This window comes from Gordonia sp. YY1, assembly GCF_009872315.1.
GTDB classification, from domain to species: domain Bacteria; phylum Actinomycetota; class Actinomycetes; order Mycobacteriales; family Mycobacteriaceae; genus Gordonia; species Gordonia amicalis.
Genome location: NZ_WXYI01000001.1, coordinates 368,060 through 392,115, shown reverse-complemented (window position 1 = coordinate 392,115; position 24,056 = coordinate 368,060). Strand labels below are relative to the sequence as shown.

Below are 24,056 nucleotides of genomic sequence, written 5' to 3'. Positions count from 1 at the left end.
GATCCTCAGGACGGACTGGGGAACGGCGGCAGTTCCGGGGTGAACAGCCAGGCGTCCCACAGGTCCTTGAGCGGCATCGACGAGTGGTTGGCGGCGAGCGCCATGAAGTCTTCGGTCGTCACCGACCCGTAGCGGTACTTCTCGGTCCAGCGCTGCAGAAGCGCGAAGAAGTCGCCGTCGCCGATTCTCAGCCGCAAGGCGTGCAGGGTGAGGGCACCGCGTTTGTAGACCCAGTCGTCGAACATCTTGCGCGGGGTCGGGTCGGCCAGCGGCACCCGCACCGGGTTCGCATCGAGCTTCTCGTAGTAGTGGCGTGCCCATTCGTCGGCACTGCGACCGCCCGACCGCTGGCTCCACAGCCATTCGGCGTAGCAGGCGAATCCCTCGTGCAGCCAGATGTCGCGCCAGCGTGCCGCGGTCACCGAATTGCCGAACCACTGGTGGGCGAGCTCGTGGGCGATGAGACGGTCGGCGTCCCGGCTGCCGTCGCAGTGGTTCGCGCCGAACGTCGAGAAGGTCTGTGCCTCGATGGGGATTTCGAGCTCGTCGTCGGTGACGACGACGGTGTACTGCGGGAACGGATACGGTCCGAACATCTCGACGAACACCGAGATCATCTCCGTCTGCGGGCCGAAATCGATCCCGAAGTTCTCCTCGAGGCGGGACGGGATGAGGCCGATCACGGGAAAAGGCTTGCTGGTCAACGAAATCTGCTTGTACTGGCCGATCTGGATGGACGCGAGGTAGGTCGGCATCGGCTCCACCTGCTGATAGACCCAGGTGGTCTGCGCAGCGCGGACCCGCTTGGACTCCAGTACGCCGTTGGCGAGTGCGTGGTACGGGCTGTCGGTGGTGATCGAGATCCGGTACGGCGCTTTGGCACTCGGATGGTCGTCGCACGGGAACCACGACGCCGCGCCGTTGGGTTGGTTGGCGCAGAGTGAGCCGTCGGTCAGTTCTTCCCAGCCGACCTCACCCCAGGGGCCACGGATCGGCCGGGGGTTGCCGTGATAGCGGACGGTGATCGTCATCGCCCCGCCGGGTGGCACCGGGGTGTCGGGGGTGATGGTCAGCTTGTGGCGTCGATGGCTGTACCGGGCGCGCTTGTCGTTCACCGAGACCCGCTGTACCGACATCGAGCTGGCGAGATCGAGTGTGAAGCGACTGAGTTCCCGATGTGACGTCGCGGTCAGGACCGCGGTGCCCTCGAGACGGTTGCTCGACACCTTGTACTCGAGTTCGAGGTCGTAGCGCGAGATCCGGAAGCCGAGATTTCCGTTGTCCGGCAGGTAGGGATCGAGGACGTCGGACGGTGCACCCAGGAAGGGCTCCCCGGCGTGCCCCCGTGACCCAGGGCCAGACTTTCCCGGCACTCTCGACTCCTACTCCGTTCTGCCGTATGGCATGTTCGCCCGCCTGCTGCCGGCCGCGTCATCGGGCGCCGACGATGCGGTTCCTTTGGTCACGGTGCGGTTACGGTTGATGACTCGATTTCGGCGTATCACCCGCGACGAGGTCTCGTCGTCGCGGACACTGTGAGAGTACCTGGCGGCGGGGAACCAGGCCCGTCCGACGATGCGAGGAGCAGCATTATGACCGGATTCGGCAGTGTCGCGCAGTTTCTCGCGCGACTGATACTCGGCATCATCTTCATCGCCCACGGCTGGCAGAAGCTGGTGACACAGGGGATGGACGCCACCAAGGTGGCCTTTGGTCCGGCCGGCATGGACGTGCCCTATCCGGATCTGGCCGCGTACTACGCGACCTGGGTGGAACTGGTCGGCGGCATCCTGTTGATCCTGGGCCTCCTGCTGCCCATCGTCGCCACGTTGCTGATCGCGGAGATGATCGGCGGGATCGTCTTCGTTCATTGGGATGCGGGATTCTGGAACACCGACGGTGGTTACGAATGGCCGCTGGCCTTGATCGCCGGACTGCTGGCGGTGGGATTCACCTCGGCCGGACGCGCAGCCGCGGACAGCTACCTCCTGCGGCGACGCCGCCGACGGACCGAGGTGGTCTGAGACGTCGACGATAGACAGGATCGCCACTTCCGTGCAGCTGCGCCGGCCCGAACAGCACGGCTGGGCGGGAGTGGCGAGATTCTGCGATCCGTCAGGCGATCGCGAAGCCGTCGATGGTGGCCGAGCTCCGTGACGCCGTGTCCGTGTCGGCCAGTTCGGCCACCAGACGCGAGATCACGGTCCGTTCCTCGTCGGCGTGGTGGAGCCCCACCCCGTCGATGACGCCGGGGGTGAGGATCGCCAGGGGGTCGGTGTCGTGCCGGTGGATCACCGCGGCACCGAGAAGGCGCTGTGCCTGACCGGGATCGACGTCCCAGAGGGCATCGGCGGTCATGAGGTAGAGGCGGATGGCCGGCGGATAATCGTGGAGGTTCACGAGTGCCCAGGCCCAGTGTTTGGCGACGTCGACGGTGTCGGCCTCCCCGCGACCGTGGGTCCGCACGTACTTGCCGTGCAACTCGCTGCAGAGGTAGTTGGCGTCCATCCACAACTGCAGCTGGGACATGCATCGGACGCAGTCGTGCAGATTGGACAGGTACTTCGTCGAGTACGGTCCTTCGCGTCGTGCTCTGACCTCGCGGAGCACGGAGAACGCGGCCAGCGCGTGCTCGTATTCGCCCGCGGCGAGGAGGGCTTCGGCCTCGGCCTGCAATTCCTCGATCATCTTCGACATTCTCGCCGATCCCACGGACGGTCACCGGCGCTTTGCCCGAACTGGGACCACCCGAGGTCACGTGTACCGGACAAGTCCGCGGAACTCTGGCACACGCCCCGTTCGGCTGGCATCGTGGCAAGGGTGAAGGACGATATCGGCAGCACCCCGGAAGGCTCCGACGGCGAGTTCAGCCTCGACCAGGACGACCAGCTCCAGCCGGAGGACACCCTGGTCGACCGCGGCGTCGACGACGTCCTCGACGAGGGCTACTCGCCACCCGACTACCCGCCCAAGGCGGCGATCCACGGACTCACGGTCCGCGAGCAGGCGGAGGGGGAGACCCTCGACGAGCGGCTGGCCGAGGAGGAGCCCGACGTCGGTGCGGTCGATCCGCTCGACGAGATCACTGCCGACGAGCACGCCCGAACCGATTGGCGTGCGCACGATTCCGATCGCAGCGACGAGTTCGACGAAGGTGACGAGGTCGGTGACCGGCGGGCCGGCCGGCTGATCGCTCCGGACGAGGGATCGGGGATCGACACGGAGGCCGAAGCAGTGGCTGCGGATGCGGGTATCGACGGCGCCGCGGCCTCGGCCGAGGAGGCCGCGGTGCACTACATCTCGGATCAGGAGTAGTTCGGCTACTCGGCCGGCGGAGCTTCCCCGAACTGCGCGAGTGTGGCGACGATCTTGTCGCGGATCGCGCTGTCGTCGAGTCCGAGACCGGTGAGCGCACCGGCCACCGGATCGTCGGCGAACAGCCCGAGCAACAGGTGTTCGGTGCCGACGTAGTTGTGACCGAGGTCGACGGCGATGCCGACGGTCGCCTCCAGGACCGCCTTGGCGGCGGCGCCGTAGGGCACGACGGACGATGCCTCGGCATACGGGACGTCCCGCGGCGCCGGGACGAGTTGTGCCACGGCATCGGCGAACGCATCGGGGTCGACGCCGAACTCCCGCAGCACGACGAAGACGAGGGCCTGCGGCTCGGCGGTCATGGCAGCTGCCACGTGGGCGGGGGTCACGTACTCGGCTCGATCGGCGGCCGCCGCACCGTTGGCCGCCATCAGGACGTTCGCCGCGCGGGGCGTGAACCGCGAGAACGGGTTCGACTCGCCGGCCAGGCCGCCGTCGGTGCCGCCGGCGGCCGACACCCGGTCGACGAACCGCTTCTGGGCGGCCTGCTTGCTGACGCCCATGCTGGCCCCGATCGCAGTCCACGAAGCGCCCGAGCGGCGCGCCTGGTCGACGAAATGGCCGATCAGACTGTCGGCGACCTCGTCGAGATGAGCCGCGGCCAGTACCGCGTCGGACAGCTGGTCGAGGGGGTCGTCGTGCACCTTGCGGATCGCTGCGATGAGGTCGTCCAGCCGAATGGGAACAGCGTTCTTCGTCATGCGTCAACCGTAGGTTGACGGCCGAACTTCGTCAACCCTTGGTTGACGATCGATCATTCGGCGAATCGGGGGCAAGGCCGGCCATCGTTGACACGGATGCAAACCGTCGTGACGATGGATGCGGAGATCCGCCGAAGACGCCGCCGCACTCCACCGCCTTTGCCACGGGAGGTTTTCCAGTGAGCATCACCGAACCCACCGTCCGCCCGGACCCGAGATCAGATCCCGAGTCTCCGGTTGCCCGGCCTCCGGGTATCGCCACGGCGGACGGTCCCGACACCGTCCGACGGTTTCTCGAGGTGCGGTCGCTGACCGATGCTCTCGCCGAACGACTCTCACCCGAGGACCAGACGCCGCAGTCGATGACCGAGGCGAGTCCCGCGAAATGGCATCGGGCGCACGTCACCTGGTTCTTCGAGGAGTTCATCCTCCGTCGGAACCCGGACTACGTCGTGTACGACGAGACCTTCCGGTACCTGTTCAACAGCTACTACGAAACGGTGGGAGAACGACATCCGCGCCCCGATCGCGGTCTCGTCACGCGACCGGGCGTACGCGACGTGACGCGTTATCGCGAGCACGTCGACGCGGCGATGGTCGAGGCTCTCGAGGCCGGGCGATTCGACGACGCGGCGCTCGAATTGCTCGAGCTCGGCTGCAACCACGAACAGCAGCACCAGGAGTTGCTGCTGATGGACATCAAGCACCTGTTCTCGACGCATGCGTTCGGACCGGTCTACGTCGACCGGGATCCCGACGTGCCCGGGCGGTCCGCGCCGCTCGGCTGGCGGGAGTTCTCCGGTGGGGTGCACGAGATCGGCGCTGTCGGAAGTGGATTCTCCTACGACAACGAGGGCCCCCGCCACCGGGTCCACCTCGAGGACTTCGCGGTGTCCGATCGGCTGGTGACCAACGCCGACTGGCTGGAGTTCATGGCCGACGACGGATATCGGCGTCACGAGTACTGGCTCTCCGACGGGTGGGCGAAGATCCACGAAACCGGTTGGCAGGCACCGAGTTACTGGCGTGAAGAGGACGGCCGGTGGACCACCTTCACCCTGTCCGGACGCCGCCCCGTCGTGCCCGACGAGCCGGTGACCCACGTGTCCTTCTACGAAGCCGACGCCTACGCCCGCTGGGCCGGCGCCCGACTGCCCACCGAATTCGAATGGGAGGTCGCGGCCGGAACACTCGGCGACGCGCGGGGCGGGCTTCTCGATCCCGGCCGATGTCACCCCGGCCGGGCAGGCTCCGCGATGGTCGGTGACGTGTGGGAGTGGACGGCGAGCGCGTATCTGCCCTACCCGGGATTCGTCCCGGCGAACGGGGCCGTCGGTGAGTACAACGGAAAGTTCATGTCCGACCAGCACGTCCTGCGTGGCGCGAGCGCGGTGACGCCGCCGGGGCATGAGCGGATCACCTACCGCAATTTCTTTCCCGCTGCGTCGCGGTGGGTGTTCTCGGGACTGCGGCTCGCTCGATGACTCCCGAGCGCGAGGCGCAGCCCAGGACATCCGAGCGCGACGACACGCGTACCGAAGTCGACGAGGCGACGACAGGACTTGCCGCGGACGCGCTTTCGGGTCTGTGGCAGGACCCGCCGACGCTGCCGACCAAGTGGCTCTACGATGAGCGCGGAAGCCGACTCTTCGATGAGATCACCCGGCTTCCCGAGTACTATCCGACGCGTCGCGAGACCGCGATCCTGCGTGAGCATTCGGCCGACATCGTGGCGGCCACGGATGCCGAGGTGATGGTCGAATTGGGTTCGGGCACCTCCACCAAGACCAGGTTGCTGCTCGACGCGTTCAGTGCCGCCACCCCCGACTCCGAGCAGTTCACCTACATTCCCGTGGATGTCAGCTCCGAGATGCTCACGACCACAGCCGATGTGCTGGCCGCCGACTATCCGGGCGTCGAGGTCGTCCCGTTGGTCGCGGACTTCACCGAACCCGACCTCCATCTCCCCGACGCCGACGGCGCCCGCCTCGCGGTGTTCCTCGGTGGCACCATCGGGAACTTCGATCCCGAGGCGCGGCGCGAGTTCTATCAGGGTCTGGCGAAGGCGCTCTCGCCCGGCGACTTCTTCCTGCTCGGTACCGACCTCGTCAAGGACACCGGCCGACTCGTGGCCGCCTATGACGACAAGGCGGGCGTCACAGCCGATTTCAACCGCAACCTCATCGAGGTCCTGCGGACGGGACTGGATGCCCGCGGACTGTATGCGGACGACTTCGAACACATCGCGCGCTGGAACCCGGGCGAACATCGCATCGAGATGTGGTTGCGTGCCCGGCGGGACATCGACGCCTACTTCGGCGTCCTCGGACGTTCGTGGAAGCTGGCCGCCGGCACCGAGATCCACACCGAGATCAGCACCAAATTCGAACCGCAGGCGCTGCGTGTCGAACTCGAGGAGGCCGGATTCGACGTCGCGTCGGCGTGGACGGATCCGGCCGGCGATTTCCAGCTCACGCTGGGTCGTCGCTGAGGAAAGCCGACGCCGCGTATGCGGAGTGGGTGGTGGAACATGCCGTACCCGGGAAAGTGCCATTTCTGAACTCGCTGAAGAAATCCACCGAGAAGATTACAGTAGAAGAACTGTAGGCATTTCCCGTCCTGAAACAGCGAACGGGACACAGGGCGGTTGTGCCTGTCGGGGAGGCTGTTTCGTCAGAGTCCGCGAGTGTCGAAGGGGAAATGTCATGGCAGGGCGAGCTGATCTTCGGGTACGGATTGTTCTATGTTTTTCCGCGATCATCGCCGCAGTCGGCCTTCAGGTTGCTGCACCGGCAAACGCCACGATCAGTCGGGTGGATATCGATCCAGCCGGCTCGGGGGAACTCTATCGCGTCGGATGTGAGTACGAAGCCGAGGCCTTCTACTGGCCGCCTTATCGCATCAAGGTCTACTTCGAGGTCCGCGATGTGGGCAACAAGGGACCATGGCGAGCACTCCAGACAGCAGAGCAGGGCGATACCTGGGCCACTGCCATGTGGACACCACAGCGAGTGGGGGTCTTTCAGATCCGCGCGAGGCAGGATGGGTCCGTCAAGCACACCGAACTGCTCCGTGTCGCCGGCCGAGGAACTGTCATCGACAACCTGAGCGACGGCGTCTGCTTGCACGTGCCCTACTGACGCGACACGCGTTTGCCGGAGCGTAGGAGTCGTGCTCCGCGATCGCTGATTCGGCAGGCGATTCCCAGCGCGCCTGCACGCGGCGATGAGAGAGGGCCCGACCGGTTCATACCGAGTCCGCATCTGCCGCGTTGTCGCCGAGCAGTTGGCGCACCCGAGGGATCACTCGGGTGCCATAGAGTTCGATGCTGCGCATCTGCTCGGCATGGCCCAGGGTGCCGTGGGAGTACTTCATGTCGAAACGACTCAGCCCGAGCGCCTTCGACGTCGAGGCGATCTTGCGTGCGACGGTCTCCGGCGACCCGACGAACAGCGCACCGTCGGGGCCCGTCGACCGCTCGAAGTCGATCCGGGTGGGCGGCGGCCATCCCCGTTCGCGTCCGATCCGCGCCACGTACCCGCGGTAGTGCGGCCACAACTCGTCGCGTGCCTGTGCGTCGGTGTCGGCGACATGGCCCGGGCAGTGCACGCCGACCGGAAGTACGTCCTGCTCCATCTCGGCGAGCGCACGGTGGTAGAGGTCGACGTAGGGGCGGAAGCGCACCGGGTCACCGCCGATGATGGCGAGCATCAGCGGAAGCCCGTACGACGCTGCGCGTACCACGGATTCGGGGCTGCCGCCCACCGCGATCCAGGTGGGCAGCGGCGGGCTCTCGAGCTGCGGGTACACCGGCTGAGCACGCAAGGGGCCCCGCGTCGAGCCGGACCAGGTGACCGGCTTGCCGGTGCGCAGTTCGGCGAAGAGCGCGAGCTTGTCGGTGAACAGTTCCTCGTAGTCGGAGAGGTCGTAATCGAAGAGCGGGAACGACTCGGTGAACGAACCGCGGCCGAGGATCACCTCGGCACGGCCCGAGGAAAGCGCGTCGACGGTCGAGAACCGCTGGAACACGCGGATGGGATCGTCCGAGCTCAGCACGGTCACGGCCGAGCCGAGGCGGATGCGGCTGGTGCGGGCGGCGATGGCGCCGAGCACCACCTCGGGTGCGGATACGGAGTAGTCGGAGCGGTGATGCTCACCGACACCGAGGAAGTCGACGCCGACCTCGTCGGCCAGGATCGCCTGCTCGAGTACGTCCCGCAGGGTCTGTGCGTCCGATCGCGGAGTGCCATCGGGCTCGGCGGTGATGTCGCCGAAGGTGTCCAAGCCCAACTCGAGTTCATGCGTGGCCGTGTGTGATTCCATCTCGTCTCTCTTTTGTCGGTTCGTGGCACAACTTCGTATAAGTGGCAAATGGTGCATGCCTGGGGGACGTGCTACTACTTCTCACGGCCACTTTGGCCTGACAGCGCGATGCCGAGGGTATGGCTGTGACATGCTTCTATTCGTCAGGGGACCATTCGGCATGGTCCTTTTCTTCTAGAAACGGGAGACCTTCAATGTGGGACTCATTCTGGGATTTCATCTGGTACACAGTCGTCATCTTCGCGTTCGTCGCGTACCTGATCGTCCTGTGGCACATCATCACCGATCTGTTCCGTGACAAGAAGGCATCGGGCTGGCAGAAGGCCGCCTGGGTGGTCTTCCTGATCATCTTCCCGTACATCACGGCCATCGTGTACCTGCTCGCGAAGGGCAAGGGCATGGCCGAGCGTCAGCGCGAGGCCTACACGGAGGCCAAGCAGGCCTCCGACGAGTACATCAAGTCGGTTGCGGGAACCTCTCCGACCCAGCAGATCACCGAGGCGAAGGCTCTCCTGGACTCCGGTGCCATCACCCCGCAGGAGTTCGAACACCTCAAGTCGAAGGCACTCGGCGGAGCTGCCTGAGTCACCATGCGGTCGGTGAAAATGGCCTGACGACGACCTGGAGCCGCGGTGATCGGATACCTCTGTAAACGCATCGCGGCCTGGGCTGTCCTCGTCTTCATCGCAACCAATCTGACCTACTTCCTGGCCACTTGGTTTCTCGACCCCCGATCCAACTACGCGATCCGGCGACCTCCGTTGCCGGAGAGCGTCGTCGACGCCACGCTGTCCTCCCACAACCTCAACGACAAGACCCCGCTGGTCGAACGTTGGTGGAACTGGCTGACGGGCGTGGTGTTGCACTGGGATTGGGGGTCGACTCCCGTGGGCGAGAGCGTCAACGCCGAGATCGGCTTCCGCCTGGTCTCCTCGGTGCAGCTCCTGGCCGCCGCCACCATCATCTCCACCCTTCTCGGCATAGCCCTGGGCGTCTACACCGCCCTCCGGCAGTACAAGCTCGCCGACCGTGCCTGGCAGTTCATCTCGATCGCGATGATCAACCTGCCGGTTCCCGTTGTCGGCCTGGGGATCGTGCTGGCCGCCATCTCACTCAACCAATCCCTCGGCCACAGCGTGGTATTCGTCTCCGGGGCGTCCAGCGTGGGTGTCGAGGGGTTCATCCCGGTGCTGCTGGATCGCATTCAACACCTCATCCTGCCGACCATCACCCTGGTCGTGATCCAGTATGCGGGACTGCATCTCCTGCAGCGGTCGATGGTGCTCGACACCATCAACGCCGACTACGTACGAACCGCACGTGCCAAGGGACTCACCCGCGGCGTGGCGGTTCGACGACATGCGTTGCGCACGGCCATCATCCCGGTGGCCGTCGGTATCGCCTTCGCGATCCCGGCGGTGTTCACCGGCGCGGTCCTCACCGAGACCATCTTCGGCTGGGAGGGGATGGGCCGGTACTTCGTCACCTCGATCAACACCAACGACATCCACGGTGTCGTCGCGGTCGCCGCATTCGGTGCGCTGGCGACCGCGGTCGGTGCGATCCTCGCCGACCTCGCCGTCGTCTATCTCGATCCGAGAGTGCGGGTGAGCTGAGATGGCGATGATGCCACCCGAACCGCGCGGACCGCAGTCCGGGCACCTCGATGCCACCGCCCCGATCATGGGCGAGACCGGCGGTCTCCTCGACGAGTCGGACACCGCGTCGGCGCCGCTGGCGAGGCGTCGTGCCGGCCGGGTCGTGATCTTCGCCAAACGATACGCGCGCAACCGTTCCGCGGTGCTGGGCCTGGTCATGTTCGTCCTGCTCGTCTTCTTCGCTGTGTTCGGCGGGCTGTTCACCGCCTACACCTACACCGACACCGATTTCCTGGCCATCGGCTTCCCGCCGTCGACGCAAGGAGCAGAGGGCGCCCACTGGTTCGGCACCAACGACGCCGGCAACGACCTGTATGCGCAAGTGGTGCACGGACTCCAGCGCTCGCTGACGATCGCGCTGACCGTGTCGATCGGGACGACCGCGATCGCCGCGTTCCTCGGCGGGATCGCGGCCTATTTCGGCGGTTGGGTACAGCGCGTCATCCTGGGTGTCGTCTACCTGCTGCTCGTGGTGCCCACGTTCCTCATCCTCGCCCTGGTCTCGAACAGCACCGGTGGCGACTGGCGGTGGCTGATCGTCGTGCTCATCGCATTCGGCTGGATGATGCTCGCGCGCGTGATCCACTCGCTGGCGGTGACCATCCGGGAGCGCGACTACGTCACCGCGGCAAAGTATCTGGGGGTGTCCCCGCCGGCGATCATCCTGCGGCACATCCTGCCCAACATCGCGTCGTTGCTGGTGATCAACTTCGCACTCGGCGTGGTGGCGGCCGTGCTCGCCGAGACGGGTCTGTCGTTCCTCGGATTCGGGGTCAAGATCCCCGACGTCACCCTGGGCTCGCTCCTGCAGGCGGGTGCCGGGACCCTCGCCGCGTCACCGTGGCTGTTCTGGTTCCCCGCCGCCGTGCTGGCGCTCCTGACGGTGTCGATGGCGCTCATCGCCGACGGTCTGCGCGACGCCTTCGACCCGACGTCGAGTGGAGGTACCCGCCGATGACGAGCCGGTCCGACGCGGTGCTGACGGTCCGTGACCTGAGAGTGGATTTCGGCAGCGAGGCCGGGATCGTCGACGCCGTCCGCGGTCTCGACCTCGACCTGCGACCCGGCCGAACCACGGCCATCGTCGGCGAATCGGGATCGGGGAAATCGGTGTCGGCACTGGCGGTTCTGGGACTGCTGCCGGACTCCGCGCACGTCAGCGGATCGGTCGTCCTACGGGACCGGGAGCTGATCGGGTTGTCGGACAAGCAGATGTCGGCGGTCCGGGGTTCGGAGATCGCGATGGTCTTCCAGGACCCGTTGTCGTCGCTGACCCCGGTGTTCACGGTGGGTGCGCAGATCTCCGAGGCGCTGCGGGCGCACCAGTCGGTCACCGCCAAGGCGGCCTGGGCGCGGTCGGTCGAGCTGCTCGACCTGGTCGGCATCGCTGATCCGGGACGCCGCGCGAAGGCTTTTCCGCACGAGTTGTCCGGCGGGATGCGTCAGCGTGTGATGATCGCGATGGCGATCGCCAACGACCCGTCGGTGATCATCGCCGACGAACCGACCACCGCCCTGGACGTGACCATCCAGGCCCAGATCCTCGACCTGCTCGCCACCGCGCGCCGGGAGACCGGTGCCGCGATGCTGTTGATCACGCACGATCTCGGCGTCGTCGCGGGCCATGCCGACGACGTCGTGGTCATGTATGCCGGCCGGTCGGTGGAGACCGCCGACGTCGACACGCTCTTCGGCGGGCCGCGCATGCCGTACACCATCGGGTTGCTGGGGGCCGTGCCGCGCGTGGACCGGCGGACCGACGCGTTGATCCCGATCCCGGGGTCGCCACCGGTCCTCATCGACGTACAGGACCGATGTCAGTTCATGCCACGGTGTCCCGTCGCGCTCGACGACTGCGGTCGGACCGAGCCGGCCCTGGCGGAGCTGAGCGGCGACCACCGGGTGGCCTGCGTCCGCGCGCGGGAGATCGATGCCGACGGCCGGATCGACGGTGAGCCGGTGTTCCCGCTGCCCGACGTGCCGGTGACATCGGTGGCCGCAATCGAGCGGGTCGAGCGGCCGACCGTCCTCGACGTGGTGGACATGACGAAGGTCTTCCCGCTGACCAGCGGTTTCCTCAAGCGGCGAGTGGGATCGGTGCGGGCGGTCAACGGCATCAGCTTCGACATCCGACGCGGCGAGTCGATGGCACTCGTCGGGGAATCGGGTAGTGGCAAGTCGACGACCCTGCTGGAGATCATGGACTTCGCGCAGCCGAAGGGTGTCGTGCGGATCGGCGGGGTGGATCCGGCGGCGGTCCGCGCGCGGGAGGCGCGCGCGCTGCGGCAGCGGGCGTCGATCGTCTTCCAGGATCCGTCGGACGCGCTCGACCCGAGGTTCACCGCCTTCGACCTCATCGCCGAACCGCTTCGGGCACTGGGAATCCCGAAGGCGGAGGCGGAGGAGAAGGTGACGCGCCTGATGCGACGGGTCGGGCTCGACCCTGTTCACGCCGACCGTTTCCCCGCCGCCTTCTCCGGCGGTCAGAGACAACGGATCGCCATCGCGCGGGCACTGGCCACCGACCCCGACTTGATCATCCTCGACGAACCGCTGTCGGCACTCGACGTCTCGGTGCAGGCGGACGTCGTCAATCTGATCCGGCGACTGCAGGCCGACGGTGATGTCGCCTATCTGGTTGTCGCACACGATCTCTCCGTGGTGCGACATCTCGCCGACCGCACCGCGGTGATGTACCTGGGGGCGATCGTGGAGGCCGGACCCACCGAGGCGGTCTTCGCCGAACCCGCCCATCCCTACACCCGAGCGCTGCTGTCGGCGGTGCCGATTCCCGACCCGCGCGTCGAACGCGAACGGCGGCGGATCGTCCTGACCGGCGAACAACCGAGCGCGACAGACGAGATCGTCGGGTGCAGCTTCACGAGTCGTTGTCCGTTGCACGCGCAGCTCGACGACGAACGTCGCGAGCGGTGCCGCACCGTCGTTCCCCGGCTACGGCCGGCGGACCACGATGGTGTTGTTCGCGGCGACCACCGAGCGGCATGCCACTTCCTGGAGGTGGAGCAGTGAGGCGCTGGTCGCGGTTCATCACCGCGGTGCTCCTGACCATCGCCTGCGTGACCGGTTGCGGCGCAGCGGTCGACAGCGGTGCGGTGAAGACCGAGGGTGCCTCGCTCAATCCGCAACCCCGGGAGAACCTCGAGGACGGCGGCAGCCTCACGACGGCCATCACCGAGGTGTCGCCCCAGTGGAACACCTTCCACGCAGATGCCAGCGCCTACACGTTGAGTCTGTGGCGCTGGTACAACCCGGTACTGGCCTACTTCTCGCCCGACGGACGGTACTCGCCGAACCCCGACTACCTCACCGGAGTCCGTACCGAGACCGTCGGCCGGAACACGGTGGTCACCTACACGATCAACCCGAAGGCGTTCTTCAACGACGGCACGCCGATCGATTACCGCGCCTTCGTCGAGACGTGGCGCACCAGTCGGGGTGTCGACGACCGCTACATCGTCAGTTCCACCGACGGGTACAGCCAGATCGCCTCGGTCACCCGCGGTGTCGACGACCGCGAGGTCATCGTGCGCTTCGACGGCGTCTACGCCTGGCCCGACGGCTTGTTCAACGTCGTGCTCCATCCGAAGGCCACCTCGCCCGAGGTGTACAACGAAGGCTATGTACGGCAACCGCATCCGGAATGGGGTGCAGGACCGTACACGGTCTCCTCGTATGACGCCGACAACGGGACCGTCGTCTTCGAACGCAATCCGAAGTGGTGGGGGAGGCCCGGAAAACTCGACCGGCGGATCTTCCGGCAGATGGAGTCGCAGGCGGCGCTCAATGCTTTCCAGAACGGCGAGATCGACGCGACCGGGGTGGCGGCCAAGGACGCGCGTGCACGGGTGCTCACGATGAACGGCATCGACATCCGGACCGCTGCGTCGCCGCAGCAGGCGCTGCTCGTACTGAATCTCGATGCGCCGATACTGTCCGACCGCGTCGTCCGAGAGGCGGTGTTCGCCGCGATCGACCGGCAGACCCTGGCGCGCATCCGGTTCACCGGTTTGAACTACACCGAGGAACTCCCCGGTTCGCTGTCGTTGTACCCCTTCCAGCCGGGGTATGAGGACAACCTCGCGGGGGTGGTGTCCTACGACCCGGGCAAGGCGGCGGCGCTGCTGGAGGAAGCCGGGTGGCGTGAGGGCGGGGACGGCATCCGCGAGAAGAACGGCAAACGGCTGTCGCTGGTGTTGCCCAACGTCGGCGACGACGCAACCGGCGCCAACCTGTCACGGGCGCTCCAGGCGATCCTGGGCAAGGTCGGCGTCGATCTCGTGGTGCAACAACGTCCCTCGTCGGACTTCTCCGCCGTCGTGGTGAACAAGGAGTTCGACCTGTTCATGATGGGCTTCTCCTCGAGCGATCCGTTCGGCATGGCCTACTTCTGCCAGGTGTGGTGCAGCGACTCGCAGTTCAACCCCGCCGGGGCCGGCACTCCCCAACTCGATGCACAGATCAGGGCGATGACACGGATCGGCGACCCGATGGCCCAGATCGCGGCCGGGAACAAGGTCGAGCGCGAGGCATTCGCCCAGTACTCGAACCTCCCGCTCTTCAACGGTCCGGCGATGGTCGCGGTGAAAGAAGATCTCGCCAATTACGGTGCGGGACAGTTCTACGTCGGTCCGATCGAGGACATCGGCTGGGAGAAGTAGGGTCGCCCATCGACCTCGACGGTGGCGGGCGACGCTTCAGCGGTTGGGGCCCACCCGCCACAGCGGGTTCACCGGGCCGTGGCCGGCGCCGAGCGGATAAGCTGCGGCGAGTCCGCGGGTGACCCACTCCTTCGCGAACGCGACGGCGTCGGGCACCGAGTACCCGTGTGCCAGAGCGCAGGTGATCGCGGCGGCGAGGGTGTCGCCGGCCCCGTGGTCGTGGGTCGTGTCGATGCGCTCGTGGTTGAGCTCGATGAACTCCGCACCGTCGTAGAGCAGGTCGGGGGAGTGGTCGCTGGAGCGCAGGTGTCCACCCTTGACCAGGGCCCAGGCGGGCCCGAGATCGAACAATGCTTTTGCCGCATCACGCTGGGAATCGGTGTCGACGACGTCGACCCCGGTGATGAGCCGGACCTCGTCGAGGTTCGGGGTCACCACCGTCGCGAGAGGGAACAGCTTGTCGCGCAGAGTGTCCAGGGCGGAATCCGCGAGTAGCTGGTTCCCGTGCATCGAAGCACATACCGGGTCGACGACGAGCGGTGTCGACGTGTCGCGACCGATACCGCTGTCTGTGCACTGGGCGACGACCGCGTCGATGATCGGCGCCGACGCCAGCATGCCGGTCTTGGCGGCGCCGATCCCGATGTCGTCGGCGACCGTGCGGATCTGGGCGGACACGGTCTCCGGTGCGATCTCCTGAAAGCCGCTGACGCCCAGTGAATTCTGCACGGTCACCGCGGTCACCGCGACGCAACCGTGCAGGCCGAGCAGCGCGAAGGTGCGCATGTCGGCCTGGATGCCGGCGCCGCCACCGGAATCCGATCCGGCGATGGTCATCACGCGGACCGGCGTCTCACCCGGTGCCGCGACGGGCAGCAATTCGAGGTCCCCGTGGCCTTGCGGTGGCTGGCCGGTCACGCGGAACCGCCTCGACTGGCCTCGAGGGGCAGGTACACGCGGTTGCCGCCCTCGGCGAACTCGGCCGACTTCGCGGCCATGCCCTCGGCGATCTTGCGGTCGATGTCCTCGGCGGTCACCAGGTTGTTCTCCTCCGCGTAGGCGCGCACGTCGGCGGAGATCCGCATCGAGCAGAACTTGGGACCACACATCGAGCAGAAGTGAGCTGTCTTCGCGGGTTCGGCCGGCAGGGTCTCGTCGTGGTACTCGCGGGCGGTGTCCGGGTCGAGGGCGAGGTTGAACTGGTCGATCCAGCGGAACTCGAAGCGCGCCTTGCTCAATGCGTCATCACGTTCCTGTGCCCGGGGATGCCCCTTCGCGAGGTCTGCGGAGTGGGCCGCGATCTTGTACGTGATGACGCCGACCTTCACGTCGTCGCGGTCGGGCAGCCCGAGATGCTCCTTGGGCGTCACGTAACAGAGCATCGCCGTTCCCGCCTGGGCGATCATCGCCGCACCGATCGCGGAGGTGATGTGGTCGTAGGCGGGTGCGATGTCGGTGGCCAGGGGACCCAGTGTGTAGAAGGGTGCCTCTTCGCAGAGTTCTTCCTCCAGGCGCACGTTCTCGGCGATCTTGTGCATCGGGATGTGTCCGGGTCCCTCGATCATCACCTGCACGCCATGGGATTTGGCGATGGTGGTGAGTTCGCCGAGGGTGCGCAGTTCGGCGAACTGGGCTTCGTCGTTGGCGTCCGCGATCGACCCCGGCCGTAGTCCGTCGCCGAGGGAGAAGGTGATGTCGTAGCGGCGGAAGATCTCGCACAGTTCGTCGAAGTGCGTGTACAGGAACGACTCCTCGTGGTGAGCCAGACACCAGGCGGCCATGATCGAACCGCCTCGGGAGACGATTCCGGTGACCCGCCGGGCGGTCAGCGGCACGTAGCGGAGCAGGACCCCGGCGTGCACCGTCATGTAGTCGACTCCCTGCTCTGCCTGCTCGATCACGGTGTCGCGGTAGATCTCCCACGTCAAGGCGACCGGATCGCCGTTCACCTTCTCGAGTGCCTGATAGATGGGCACGGTGCCGACCGGTACGGGGGAGTTGCGCAGGATCCACTCGCGCGTGGTGTGGATGTCGGCGCCGGTCGAGAGGTCCATGATCGTGTCGGCGCCCCAACGCGTGGCCCACACCATCTTCTCGACCTCGTCGGCGATCGAGCTGCGCACCGCCGAATTCCCGATGTTCGCATTGATTTTCACCGCGAACCGCTTGCCGATGATCATCGGCTCCGATTCGGGGTGACGATGGTTGGCCGGGATCACCGCGCGACCGATGGCCACCTCGGAGCGGACGAGTTCGGCGTCGACGCCCTCACGCGCGGCGATGAACCGCATCTCGTCGGTGATGATCCCCGCTCGTGCCCACGCGAGCTGGGTGCTCGCGCCGTCGATCGGTTCCGGGCGGTGCCACGAGTCGCGGGTCTTCGGCAGTCCGCGCTCCACATCGATCTCGGTTTCGGTGTCCGTGTACGGACCCGAGGTGTCGTAGACGTCGAGGTGTTCGCCGTTGGTGAGGTGGATCCGACGCTGCGGTACGCGGAGATGATCGACGGCGAGGTAGTGCTTGGAACTGCCCTCGATCGGTCCCGTGGTCAGTCCGCCGTCTTCGAAGGTTGCAGTGGTGGGTGTGGTGGATACACGTGTGCCCATGATGGTCTCCCTACGCCGGCATTACCCGGACAGGTTCGAGCGGTCGGCGACCGCCCGTCGCCATCTCAGCCCTCGGTCATCGTGAGAGCCCCCGCGGTGTGTAGTTGTGTTGCGCTCGCCACCATACAACGTCCGCGGAGCAGCCACCCGATGCCAGGCAGATCGAGACCCTTTCTCAGCAGTTACGGATCCGTAAGGTAGGGTGTGACCCTAGTCACAGGGGGCCGAACGTCAAGAAGTGGCGTGATGCCGGTGACCCGCAGACGGTGACGACATGAGGAGGTGTAGGTGCTACGCAAGAACCGGCATCGACCGCCGCAATCGGCGAGGTCCATCCTGCAGCAGATCGCTCAGGTGGTGCACAATCCCGACCGCGAACGGTTCGAACTCTGGGTTGCGGGCGATCTCGTCGGCGTACTCGGCTATTCGATGGAGACCGTCGACGGCCAGACGACCATCACCGTTCTGCACACCGTGCTCTACGACGAGTACACCGGCCACGGGCTTGCGACGCGTCTCACCCGGACGGTCATCCATTTCGCCCGTGAACACAACGCGCGGATCCGGCCGGTGTGTTCGTTCACCAAGGACTACCTCGACCATCACCCGGGAATCGTGGAGCTCGCGCCCGTGTGAGGTTTCGACAGGCTCAACCAGCGGGAAGGGCGGCTCAACCAGCGGGAAGGGCGGCTCAACCGGCTCATCCCGCCAGCAGCGTCGTACGCAGGACCTTCTTGTCGATCTTGCCGACGGCGGTGACGGGCAGGGACCGCACGATGCGGACCACGTCGGGGAGCTTGAACGACGCGAGGCCGCGGTCGGCGAGGAACGTGCGGAGCGCGGCCAGTTCGAGCGGCTGGGCCGGCGGATGGTCGTGGGAGAGCACGACCGCGGCGCAGATCTTCTCACCTAGCGCATCGTCGGGCAGCCCGACCACCGCGACCTGTCGCACCGACGGGTGTGCGAGCAGGTTCTCCTCGACGTCGTCGGCAGCGACGTTCTCGCCGGCCCGGACGACGGTGTCCTTGATGCGGCCGGTCACCGACAGGTGTCCGGAGGGCAGGCGGGTCACCTTGTCCCCCGATCGGTAGAAGCCGTCGGGGGTGAAGGACTTCTCGTTGTGGGCGTCCGCCCGGTAGTACCCGCGGATCGTGTACGGGCCGCGCACCAGCAGTTCGCCCTCTTCGCCGTCGGGAACGTCGGCGCCCTGGTCGTCGACGACGCGCACCTCGTCGAACTCGGACATCGGTGAACCCTGCACCTCGTGGACGAGATCGCGCGGTTCGTCCGGCCGGGTGTAGCAGATGAGCCCCTCGGCCATGCCGAACACCTGCTGGACCACGTCGCCGAGCGCCTCGTCGAGCGCGACGGCGTCGGGGTGGGCCAGCTTGGCGCCGCCGACCTGGAGGAGTCGCAGGGAGCTGATGTCCGCGGGTTCCCACTCGGTCGCCGCGCACCACAGCTGCGCGAGGGCGGGGACCAGCGCGGTCACCGTGACGCGGTGGCGTTCGATGAGGTCGAAGGTGTGGTCGGGGCTGGGGTTGTCGGTGAAGACGACGTGGCCGCCGACGCCGAGGACGCCGAGGATGCCCGGGCAGCACAGCGGGAAGTTGTGGGCCGCGGGCAGCGCGACCAGGTACGTGTCGTCGGCCGTCAGGTTCGCGACGTCGCTCGACAGTCGCGCATTGAGGTCGTAGTCGTCGTGGGTGCGCGCGATCAGTTTGGGCAGACCGGTGGTGCCGCCCGAGACCAGGAACAGCGCCGGGAGACCGGGATCCGGCGGGGACGGGAGGTCGACCGCGGCGGGGTCCGTATCCGGTGCGGCCCGGAACGGACCGGGATCGCCGGAGATGAACACGTGCTCGACGTCCGGGACGCGGGATTGCAGCTCGGTGGCGAGATCCCGGAAGTCGAAGCCGCGCCGTCCGTCCTCGCCGATGTAGGCGACGGCCCCGGCGCCGGCCGCGAGGTGGGCGATCTCGGTGATCCGGTGGGCGGGCAGGGTCATCACCGGGGCGATGCCCGCGCGGAGCAGACCGAACAGGTTCACGACGAAGTCGAGGGAGTTGTTCTGCTGCAGGACGACGCGTTGTCCGGGCCGGAGTCCGGCCTCGACGAAACCTGCCGCACGACGCAGCGAGGCGGCACGCAGGTCGGAGTAGCTGAGCGTCCGCGGTCCGTCGGTCGACGCATCGGTGACGGCCGGCGCCTCGGGGATGCGATCGGCACTGGCGTCGAAGCTCGCGAACAGCGGGAGGCCGCGGAACAGTCCGGCGTCCCGGTAGCGCTCGGCCTGGACGTCGGCGTACGGGGTGAAACCGTCGAGCAGGTCGGTCACTCGGTCCAGATGCGTCTGCATGGGACCCATTCAAACACAGGCAGGATAGGGTAACCTTACCGATCGGTCGCTGATGTGAGCCACGCCATCGATCGTAGAGTTGTTTGCTTAGGCTGTCCTAATATCTCTAAGATCACTGGCGCTGCCGCCCACGACCGGAGGACAAGGACATGTCGCTGACGACCGATTCGCGAACCCCGACGCTCGACGCTGCGGGGCCCGGTCCGGCGACGCCGGTCAGCGACTCCGCTGCCGCCGAGATCTCGGCGGCCTGGGCGGGTTCGGGCGAGTTCGGCGACCACGTCGTCTACGAGCGCAACCGTCGCTGGACTTTCGCCGCGGGCGTCCGTGCGCGTGTGATCGTCACGCGCAGCGAGGTCATCGTCGACGACCGGGGGCGCCGGACGACCACTGCGTGGCACGGCGACCCGGCAGATGCTCTCGCCGCGGCGACGGAATCCCTGTCGATCGCCGACTGGCGTCTCTACGGCTGGGTCGGTTTCGACTTCTGCGCGCCGTACCACGGCATCCTCGACCGTGTTCCCGACGACACGGTCCTCGCGCATCTGATCGTTCCCGAGTTCGAGGCCTTCGTCGACGCGGATGGCGTGGACACCGGCACCGCCGATCCCGATCGAGCACGTCGTCTCCTCGAGATCGCCCTCACGGCAAGCGCTCCCGGCGAGTCGCGCCCGGTCGATGTGCGAGTCGACTCGGAGGACTACCGCAGTCGCGTCGCCACCGCCGTCGCCGAGATCGCCGCCGGACGCTATCAGAAGGTCATCCTCTCCCGCGTCGTCGACATCCCGTTCCCGGTCGACATCCCCGCCACCTACGCGCGGGGTCGCGCGGACAACACCCCGGCGCGTTCGTATCTGCTGTCGCTCGGTGATCTCGCGGCCGCCGGATTCAGTCCCGAGCTCGTGGTCGCGGTGCACGGCGACCGGACGGTGGTGACCGAACCTCTCGCGGGTACAAGGGCTTTCGGAATCTCGACCGAGCGTGATGCCGCCGCCCGCGCCGAGCTTCTGGGTGACGCCAAAGAGGTCGCCGAGCACGCGATGTCGGTTCGTGCCTGCTTCGACGAGATCGCGTCGATCTCGGCCGCGAGCACGACTGCGGTGAGCGAGTTCATGGAGGTGCGTGAGCGGGGCAGCGTCCAGCACCTGGCCTCCACCGTGAAGGGCACTCTCGCTGACGGCGAAACATCTTGGCGCGCACTCGAAGTCGTTTTCCCATCGATCACCGCTTCGGGGGTTCCGAAGACCCCGGCCGTCGAGGCCATCGACCGGCTCGAGTCCCGGCGTCGCGGCCCGTATTCCGGTGCGATACTCGTCGCGTCGTCGTCGGGGGAGCTTGAGGCGACCCTCGCACTGCGTACCGTCTTCGCGACCGGGGGCAAAGCGTGGCTGCGCGCCGGTGCCGGCATCGTCGCGCAGTCGACACCTGAGCGCGAGTTCGAGGAGACCTGTGAGAAATTGGGCAGCGTCGCGCCCTATGTCATCCCACGCTGACCACCCGTTACATCCGACCCAACACCATCGTCACCTCAGGAGTGATCACATGTCCGACAACATCACCGAAGCGCTACAAGGAATCCTCGCCGAGGACCTCGACCTCGCGCTCGGCGACGTCACCCGCGAGTCGAGGCTGATCGACGACCTGGGGCTCGACTCGGTGGCATTCGCCATCGGTGTCGTGGCGATCGAGGAGCGTCTCGGCGTGAAGCTCACCGAACGTGAACTCGTCGAATCCACGACGGTCGGAGATCTCGAAGACCTGGTCCGCTCGAAGGCCGGAACACCGGCCTAGGGGGTGTGGGGGATGAGTGTGGACACCGGAGTGCAGACGTTCGAAGAGTTGCTCGACGACGCGTTCGACGAGAAGGTCACCGCGTGGACGGCGCAGGCCGAGAGGGATCATCGATTTCCCCGTCCGTTGCTCGAACATCTCGGCGAGGCAGGGGTTTTCACCCGGAAGTGGGAGGATCGCAAGCTCACCGACCTCCATGACCACTTCGCCTTGGGCCGTCGTCTCGGATCGCTGGGCTCGGCCGCGATCGGCGTCGGTGTCAGCCTGCACGATTCGGCGATCGCCATCCTCCGACGCTTCGGCCGCAACGACTTCCTGAAAGATCTCGCGTACCGGGCGATGACCACCGACGCCGTCCTGTGCATCGGCGCCTCGGAGGAGCAGGGCGGGTCGGACCTGCAGAACTCGGAGACGCGGATCTTCGGCGAGAACGGCGGATACCGCGTCGTGGGGAACAAGAAGTTCGTCTCGCTGTCGCCGATCGCCGACTACATGTTCGTCGTGTGTCGTGGCGTCGAGGACGGCCCCGACGCCGGAGGCAACGTCGCGCTCGCCGCGGTGCCGGTCGACCAGGTCCGCGTCGGCGCGCCGTATCAGAAGCTGGGTGCCGGACCGCTCGACACCGCCCCGGTCGCCATCGACACGTGGATCCCCGAGGAGGCGCTGATCGCCCGCCCGGGCACGGGTCTGGCGATCATCAGCTGGGGCCTTGCACACGAACGCTATTCGGTCGCCGCGCAGATCGCGGCCGCCTGTGAGGTGATGCTCGGCGTGACGCTCGCCCGCATGATGGAGCGTACCCAGTTCGGCAAGAAGCTCTACGACCATCAGGCACTCCGCCTGCGTCTTGCGGACCTGCAGGCCCGCGTGGATGTGCTGAGCTACTCGCTCGACGGCGTCGCCGCCGGGGGCAGGATCAACCTCCGGACCGCGGCGGCACTCAAGGCGACCGCGGCGAACCTGGGCGAAGAGGTCGCCTCGGAATGCCTGCACATCTTCGGCGGTATCGGTTACCTCGAGACCGAGACCCCGATCGGACGCTGGTGGCGCGACATGAAACTCGCGCGCGTCGGTGGCGGTACCGACGAGGTGCTGTGGGAACTGGTCGCCGCGGCCATGAAACCCGACACCGAGCGTTACCAGCAGCACTTCTCCGGTTCTCTCACCCAGGCGCCCTGAGCGTCCTTCATCCAGGCGGTCATCGATGAACAGCACAGTCACTTCCCCGGCCGACGCTCGCGTCACCGAGCTCGCACCCCCGGACCACACCTACCTGCACATGGACACCGACAGCCGGCCCATGCACTGGTCGATGATCCTCGAACTCGAGACGGGTGGAACGCTTCTCGGCCTCGACGAGGTCCGTGCCCGGGTGCGTGAACGGGGCCGGCTGTTCGAGATCTTCCGGCTGGGTGTCAAGAACGGCCGCTGGCGCAAGCCCGAGGTGGTGCTCGCCGACGAGAACTGGGATGCGGGCGAACACGTCTCGGAACTCGGCTTCACCGATCGCGAGCACCTGCAGCGTCGTGTCTCCAAGCTCCTGGAGACGCCGTTGCCGCGTCCGCGTCCGTTCTGGGACATCACGCTGTTCACACCCTCTGCGGGCGCCGAGGGCGTGCGTCAGTGGGTGTTGCTCCGCGTGCATCACAGCATCTCCGACGGCATCGCCGGTGCGGCCTTCGCGGCATTGCTCGCCGACGGTGAGCGCGAGGACCTCGCCGAGTTCGAGCGGTTCGCCACGAGTCCCCGGTTCCACATCAGCGGTATCGACCCGGAGAAGCTGGGCGAGGCCAAGGCGGCGTTCAACGATCAGCACGCCGCCGGTGGTGGCAAGAAGCGCGCCTGGCCGAGCCTGACGAAGTCGGGGCGTCGTGAACATGCGCTGTTCGGCACGTCGACCCGCGCTCTTCGTAAAGCGGCCAAGGCCAACGGTTCCAGCGTGCACGAGTTCGTCCTCGGGGCCATCGGCCGGGCCCTCAGCCTCGATCCGCCGGCGTCGCCGCCGGCGGAGGTCCTCCGCGTGACGCTTCCGGTGACCCTCGACGAGGAGTTCCGGCACACCGGCAACGCGGTGTCCGTGGCGCTGCTCAACCTGCCCGGCAACGAGACCGACCTGTCGCAGCAGATCGAACGGGCTCGTGGTGAGCTGGCCACGATCGCGCAACGGCGGCCCGAACTCTATCTCGCAGCGGCGGACGACCTCCCGCGCGCGCCGCTGTGGGGCCTGCAGCGCGCCATCGTGAACGCCTCGATGGCGCACATGCACCCGGACATCCACATCGGCATCAACCCCGGCTTCTCGAGGGTGCGGTCGGTGCTGGGCAGGTCGATCGTGAGCCTCACCCCGCTGTCGCCGCTGGCCGGCTACTCCTTCTCGGTGACGGTCCTCATCCTCGGCACCACGACGAGTTTCGGCATCGTCACCGATGCGGAGGCACTGCCCGACTACGCGGAGAAGTTCGTCACGACATTCGACAAGGTGCTGAACGAGGCCCTAACGCCCGAGTGACAGTGAAGCTAGCTTAGGCTTGCCTAGTAATCCCGGTGGAAATCGGGAACGATGC

The 24,056-nt window shown here is 66.8% G+C and carries 22 protein-coding genes and 1 riboswitch; of the genes, 15 read left to right on the top strand and 7 right to left on the bottom strand.

Features of this window, described 5'->3' with window-relative positions; translation table 11 throughout:
• Nucleotides 1-5 precede the first annotated feature (5 nt).
• The gene (locus tag BPODLACK_RS01800) at nt 6-1,373 is read right to left on the bottom strand and encodes a M1 family metallopeptidase (protein ID WP_024500292.1); all 1,368 of its coding nucleotides are present in this window, start codon (nt 1,371-1,373) and stop codon (nt 6-8) included.
• Nucleotides 1,374-1,592: 219 nt separating this feature from the next.
• Between BPODLACK_RS01800 and BPODLACK_RS01795 the strand changes: the two genes are divergently transcribed.
• Nucleotides 1,593-2,024: a DoxX family protein gene (locus BPODLACK_RS01795; protein WP_024500291.1), complete on the top strand. Its 432-nt coding sequence runs from the start codon at nt 1,593-1,595 to the stop codon at nt 2,022-2,024.
• A 91-nt stretch (nt 2,025-2,115) separates the two neighbouring features.
• Here BPODLACK_RS01795 and BPODLACK_RS01790 read toward each other — a convergent pair whose 3' ends face one another.
• Nucleotides 2,116-2,688: a hypothetical protein gene (locus BPODLACK_RS01790; protein ID WP_024500290.1), complete on the bottom strand. Its 573-nt coding sequence runs from the start codon at nt 2,686-2,688 to the stop codon at nt 2,116-2,118.
• A 132-nt stretch (nt 2,689-2,820) separates the two neighbouring features.
• Here BPODLACK_RS01790 and BPODLACK_RS01785 point away from each other — a divergent pair, with 132 nt between their 5' ends.
• Nucleotides 2,821-3,315 carry a DUF5709 domain-containing protein gene (locus tag BPODLACK_RS01785; RefSeq protein ID WP_024500289.1) on the top strand — a complete coding sequence of 165 codons (495 nt, stop codon included), beginning with the start codon at nt 2,821-2,823 and terminating at the stop codon, nt 3,313-3,315.
• Between the two features lie 5 nt (nt 3,316-3,320).
• On the opposite strand, the gene BPODLACK_RS01780 is transcribed toward BPODLACK_RS01785, so the two are convergent.
• Nucleotides 3,321-4,076: a Clp protease N-terminal domain-containing protein gene (locus BPODLACK_RS01780; RefSeq protein WP_024500288.1), complete on the bottom strand. Its 756-nt coding sequence runs from the start codon at nt 4,074-4,076 to the stop codon at nt 3,321-3,323.
• Nucleotides 4,077-4,255: 179 nt separating this feature from the next.
• On the opposite strand from BPODLACK_RS01780, the gene egtB reads away from it, so the two are divergent.
• From egtB to BPODLACK_RS01765, 3 genes are all read left to right on the top strand, one after another.
• The gene (gene egtB, locus BPODLACK_RS01775; RefSeq protein ID WP_024500287.1) at nt 4,256-5,560 is read left to right on the top strand and encodes an ergothioneine biosynthesis protein EgtB; all 1,305 of its coding nucleotides are present in this window, start codon (nt 4,256-4,258) and stop codon (nt 5,558-5,560) included.
• A complete protein-coding gene (gene egtD / locus BPODLACK_RS01770; RefSeq protein WP_024500286.1) occupies nt 5,557-6,567 on the top strand; it encodes an L-histidine N(alpha)-methyltransferase in 1,011 nt (336 codons plus the stop codon). Before egtB ends, egtD begins: the two co-directional genes overlap by 4 nt.
• A gap of 214 nt (nt 6,568-6,781) precedes the next feature.
• Nucleotides 6,782-7,216: a hypothetical protein gene (locus tag BPODLACK_RS01765; protein ID WP_152528565.1), complete on the top strand. Its 435-nt coding sequence runs from the start codon at nt 6,782-6,784 to the stop codon at nt 7,214-7,216.
• Between the two features lie 106 nt (nt 7,217-7,322).
• On the opposite strand, the gene BPODLACK_RS01760 is transcribed toward BPODLACK_RS01765, so the two are convergent.
• Nucleotides 7,323-8,399 (bottom strand): LLM class flavin-dependent oxidoreductase, encoded by a 1,077-nt coding sequence (locus tag BPODLACK_RS01760; RefSeq protein ID WP_024500284.1) that lies wholly within the window; start codon nt 8,397-8,399, stop codon nt 7,323-7,325.
• A gap of 194 nt (nt 8,400-8,593) precedes the next feature.
• Between BPODLACK_RS01760 and BPODLACK_RS01755 the strand changes: the two genes are divergently transcribed.
• Genes BPODLACK_RS01755 through BPODLACK_RS01735 form a run of 5 tightly spaced genes read left to right on the top strand, consistent with a single transcriptional unit; the run spans nt 8,594 to nt 14,736 of the window.
• On the top strand, nt 8,594-8,983 hold the full coding sequence (locus BPODLACK_RS01755) for an SHOCT domain-containing protein (RefSeq protein ID WP_024500283.1): 390 nt from the start codon (nt 8,594-8,596) through the stop codon (nt 8,981-8,983).
• 48 nt (nt 8,984-9,031) lie between these two features.
• Nucleotides 9,032-10,015, top strand: coding sequence for an ABC transporter permease (locus BPODLACK_RS01750; protein WP_024500282.1), 984 nt, complete (start codon nt 9,032-9,034; stop codon nt 10,013-10,015).
• Between the two features lies 1 nt (nt 10,016).
• Nucleotides 10,017-11,015, top strand: coding sequence for an ABC transporter permease (locus BPODLACK_RS01745; protein WP_024500281.1), 999 nt, complete (start codon nt 10,017-10,019; stop codon nt 11,013-11,015).
• The gene (locus tag BPODLACK_RS01740; protein WP_024500280.1) at nt 11,012-13,087 is read left to right on the top strand and encodes a dipeptide ABC transporter ATP-binding protein; all 2,076 of its coding nucleotides are present in this window, start codon (nt 11,012-11,014) and stop codon (nt 13,085-13,087) included. The genes BPODLACK_RS01745 and BPODLACK_RS01740 overlap by 4 nt, the downstream gene beginning before the upstream one ends.
• On the top strand, nt 13,084-14,736 hold the full coding sequence (locus BPODLACK_RS01735) for an ABC transporter family substrate-binding protein (RefSeq protein ID WP_024500279.1): 1,653 nt from the start codon (nt 13,084-13,086) through the stop codon (nt 14,734-14,736). The genes BPODLACK_RS01740 and BPODLACK_RS01735 overlap by 4 nt, the downstream gene beginning before the upstream one ends.
• Before the next feature lie 36 nt (nt 14,737-14,772).
• Here the strand turns inward: BPODLACK_RS01735 and thiD are convergent, their stop codons facing one another.
• Together thiD and thiC are read right to left on the bottom strand one after the other, a co-directional pair.
• Nucleotides 14,773-15,573 (bottom strand): bifunctional hydroxymethylpyrimidine kinase/phosphomethylpyrimidine kinase, encoded by an 801-nt coding sequence (gene thiD, locus BPODLACK_RS01730; protein ID WP_051349686.1) that lies wholly within the window; start codon nt 15,571-15,573, stop codon nt 14,773-14,775.
• 77 nt (nt 15,574-15,650) lie between these two features.
• Nucleotides 15,651-17,342: a phosphomethylpyrimidine synthase ThiC gene (gene thiC / locus BPODLACK_RS01725; RefSeq protein WP_024500277.1), complete on the bottom strand. Its 1,692-nt coding sequence runs from the start codon at nt 17,340-17,342 to the stop codon at nt 15,651-15,653.
• A riboswitch (TPP riboswitch) is annotated at nt 17,333-17,447 on the bottom strand. Its footprint overlaps the gene before it by 10 nt.
• 183 nt (nt 17,448-17,630) lie before the next feature.
• On the opposite strand from thiC, the gene BPODLACK_RS01720 reads away from it, so the two are divergent.
• The gene (locus BPODLACK_RS01720; RefSeq protein WP_006435014.1) at nt 17,631-17,978 is read left to right on the top strand and encodes a GNAT family N-acetyltransferase; all 348 of its coding nucleotides are present in this window, start codon (nt 17,631-17,633) and stop codon (nt 17,976-17,978) included.
• A 64-nt stretch (nt 17,979-18,042) separates the two neighbouring features.
• Here BPODLACK_RS01720 and BPODLACK_RS01715 read toward each other — a convergent pair whose 3' ends face one another.
• Complete coding sequence (locus BPODLACK_RS01715) at nt 18,043-19,701, bottom strand: (2,3-dihydroxybenzoyl)adenylate synthase (RefSeq protein WP_035760984.1); 1,659 nt, start codon at nt 19,699-19,701, stop codon at nt 18,043-18,045.
• A gap of 149 nt (nt 19,702-19,850) precedes the next feature.
• On the opposite strand from BPODLACK_RS01715, the gene BPODLACK_RS01710 reads away from it, so the two are divergent.
• From BPODLACK_RS01710 to BPODLACK_RS01695, 4 genes are read left to right on the top strand one after another with little or no spacing between them, the layout of a single operon-like run.
• Nucleotides 19,851-21,194: a salicylate synthase gene (locus BPODLACK_RS01710; protein WP_024500276.1), complete on the top strand. Its 1,344-nt coding sequence runs from the start codon at nt 19,851-19,853 to the stop codon at nt 21,192-21,194.
• A gap of 49 nt (nt 21,195-21,243) precedes the next feature.
• The gene (locus BPODLACK_RS01705; RefSeq protein ID WP_024500275.1) at nt 21,244-21,492 is read left to right on the top strand and encodes an acyl carrier protein; all 249 of its coding nucleotides are present in this window, start codon (nt 21,244-21,246) and stop codon (nt 21,490-21,492) included.
• A gap of 12 nt (nt 21,493-21,504) precedes the next feature.
• Nucleotides 21,505-22,671: an acyl-CoA dehydrogenase family protein gene (locus tag BPODLACK_RS01700; RefSeq protein WP_159404577.1), complete on the top strand. Its 1,167-nt coding sequence runs from the start codon at nt 21,505-21,507 to the stop codon at nt 22,669-22,671.
• Nucleotides 22,672-22,696: 25 nt separating this feature from the next.
• Entirely contained in the window at nt 22,697-24,001 is a 1,305-nt protein-coding gene (locus BPODLACK_RS01695) for a wax ester/triacylglycerol synthase domain-containing protein (RefSeq protein WP_159404576.1), read from the top strand.
• Nucleotides 24,002-24,056 lie beyond the last annotated feature (55 nt).

Coding starts and splice junctions, on each gene's coding strand:
- BPODLACK_RS01765 (WP_152528565.1), top strand. CDS start 6,782: ATGGCAGGGCGAGCTGATCTTCGGGTACGGATTGTTCTATGTTTTTCC.
- BPODLACK_RS01780 (WP_024500288.1), bottom strand. CDS start 4,076: ATGACGAAGAACGCTGTTCCCATTCGGCTGGACGACCTCATCGCAGCG.
- thiD (WP_051349686.1), bottom strand. CDS start 15,573: ATGACCATCGCCGGATCGGATTCCGGTGGCGGCGCCGGCATCCAGGCC.
- BPODLACK_RS01760 (WP_024500284.1), bottom strand. CDS start 8,399: ATGGAATCACACACGGCCACGCATGAACTCGAGTTGGGCTTGGACACC.
- BPODLACK_RS01790 (WP_024500290.1), bottom strand. CDS start 2,688: ATGATCGAGGAATTGCAGGCCGAGGCCGAAGCCCTCCTCGCCGCGGGC.
- BPODLACK_RS01700 (WP_159404577.1), top strand. CDS start 21,505: ATGAGTGTGGACACCGGAGTGCAGACGTTCGAAGAGTTGCTCGACGAC.
- BPODLACK_RS01740 (WP_024500280.1), top strand. CDS start 11,012: ATGACGAGCCGGTCCGACGCGGTGCTGACGGTCCGTGACCTGAGAGTG.
- BPODLACK_RS01710 (WP_024500276.1), top strand. CDS start 19,851: ATGTCGCTGACGACCGATTCGCGAACCCCGACGCTCGACGCTGCGGGG.
- BPODLACK_RS01745 (WP_024500281.1), top strand. CDS start 10,017: ATGGCGATGATGCCACCCGAACCGCGCGGACCGCAGTCCGGGCACCTC.
- BPODLACK_RS01755 (WP_024500283.1), top strand. CDS start 8,594: ATGTGGGACTCATTCTGGGATTTCATCTGGTACACAGTCGTCATCTTC.
- BPODLACK_RS01705 (WP_024500275.1), top strand. CDS start 21,244: ATGTCCGACAACATCACCGAAGCGCTACAAGGAATCCTCGCCGAGGAC.
- thiC (WP_024500277.1), bottom strand. CDS start 17,342: ATGGGCACACGTGTATCCACCACACCCACCACTGCAACCTTCGAAGAC.
- BPODLACK_RS01795 (WP_024500291.1), top strand. CDS start 1,593: ATGACCGGATTCGGCAGTGTCGCGCAGTTTCTCGCGCGACTGATACTC.
- egtD (WP_024500286.1), top strand. CDS start 5,557: ATGACTCCCGAGCGCGAGGCGCAGCCCAGGACATCCGAGCGCGACGAC.
- BPODLACK_RS01715 (WP_035760984.1), bottom strand. CDS start 19,701: ATGCAGACGCATCTGGACCGAGTGACCGACCTGCTCGACGGTTTCACC.
- BPODLACK_RS01695 (WP_159404576.1), top strand. CDS start 22,697: ATGAACAGCACAGTCACTTCCCCGGCCGACGCTCGCGTCACCGAGCTC.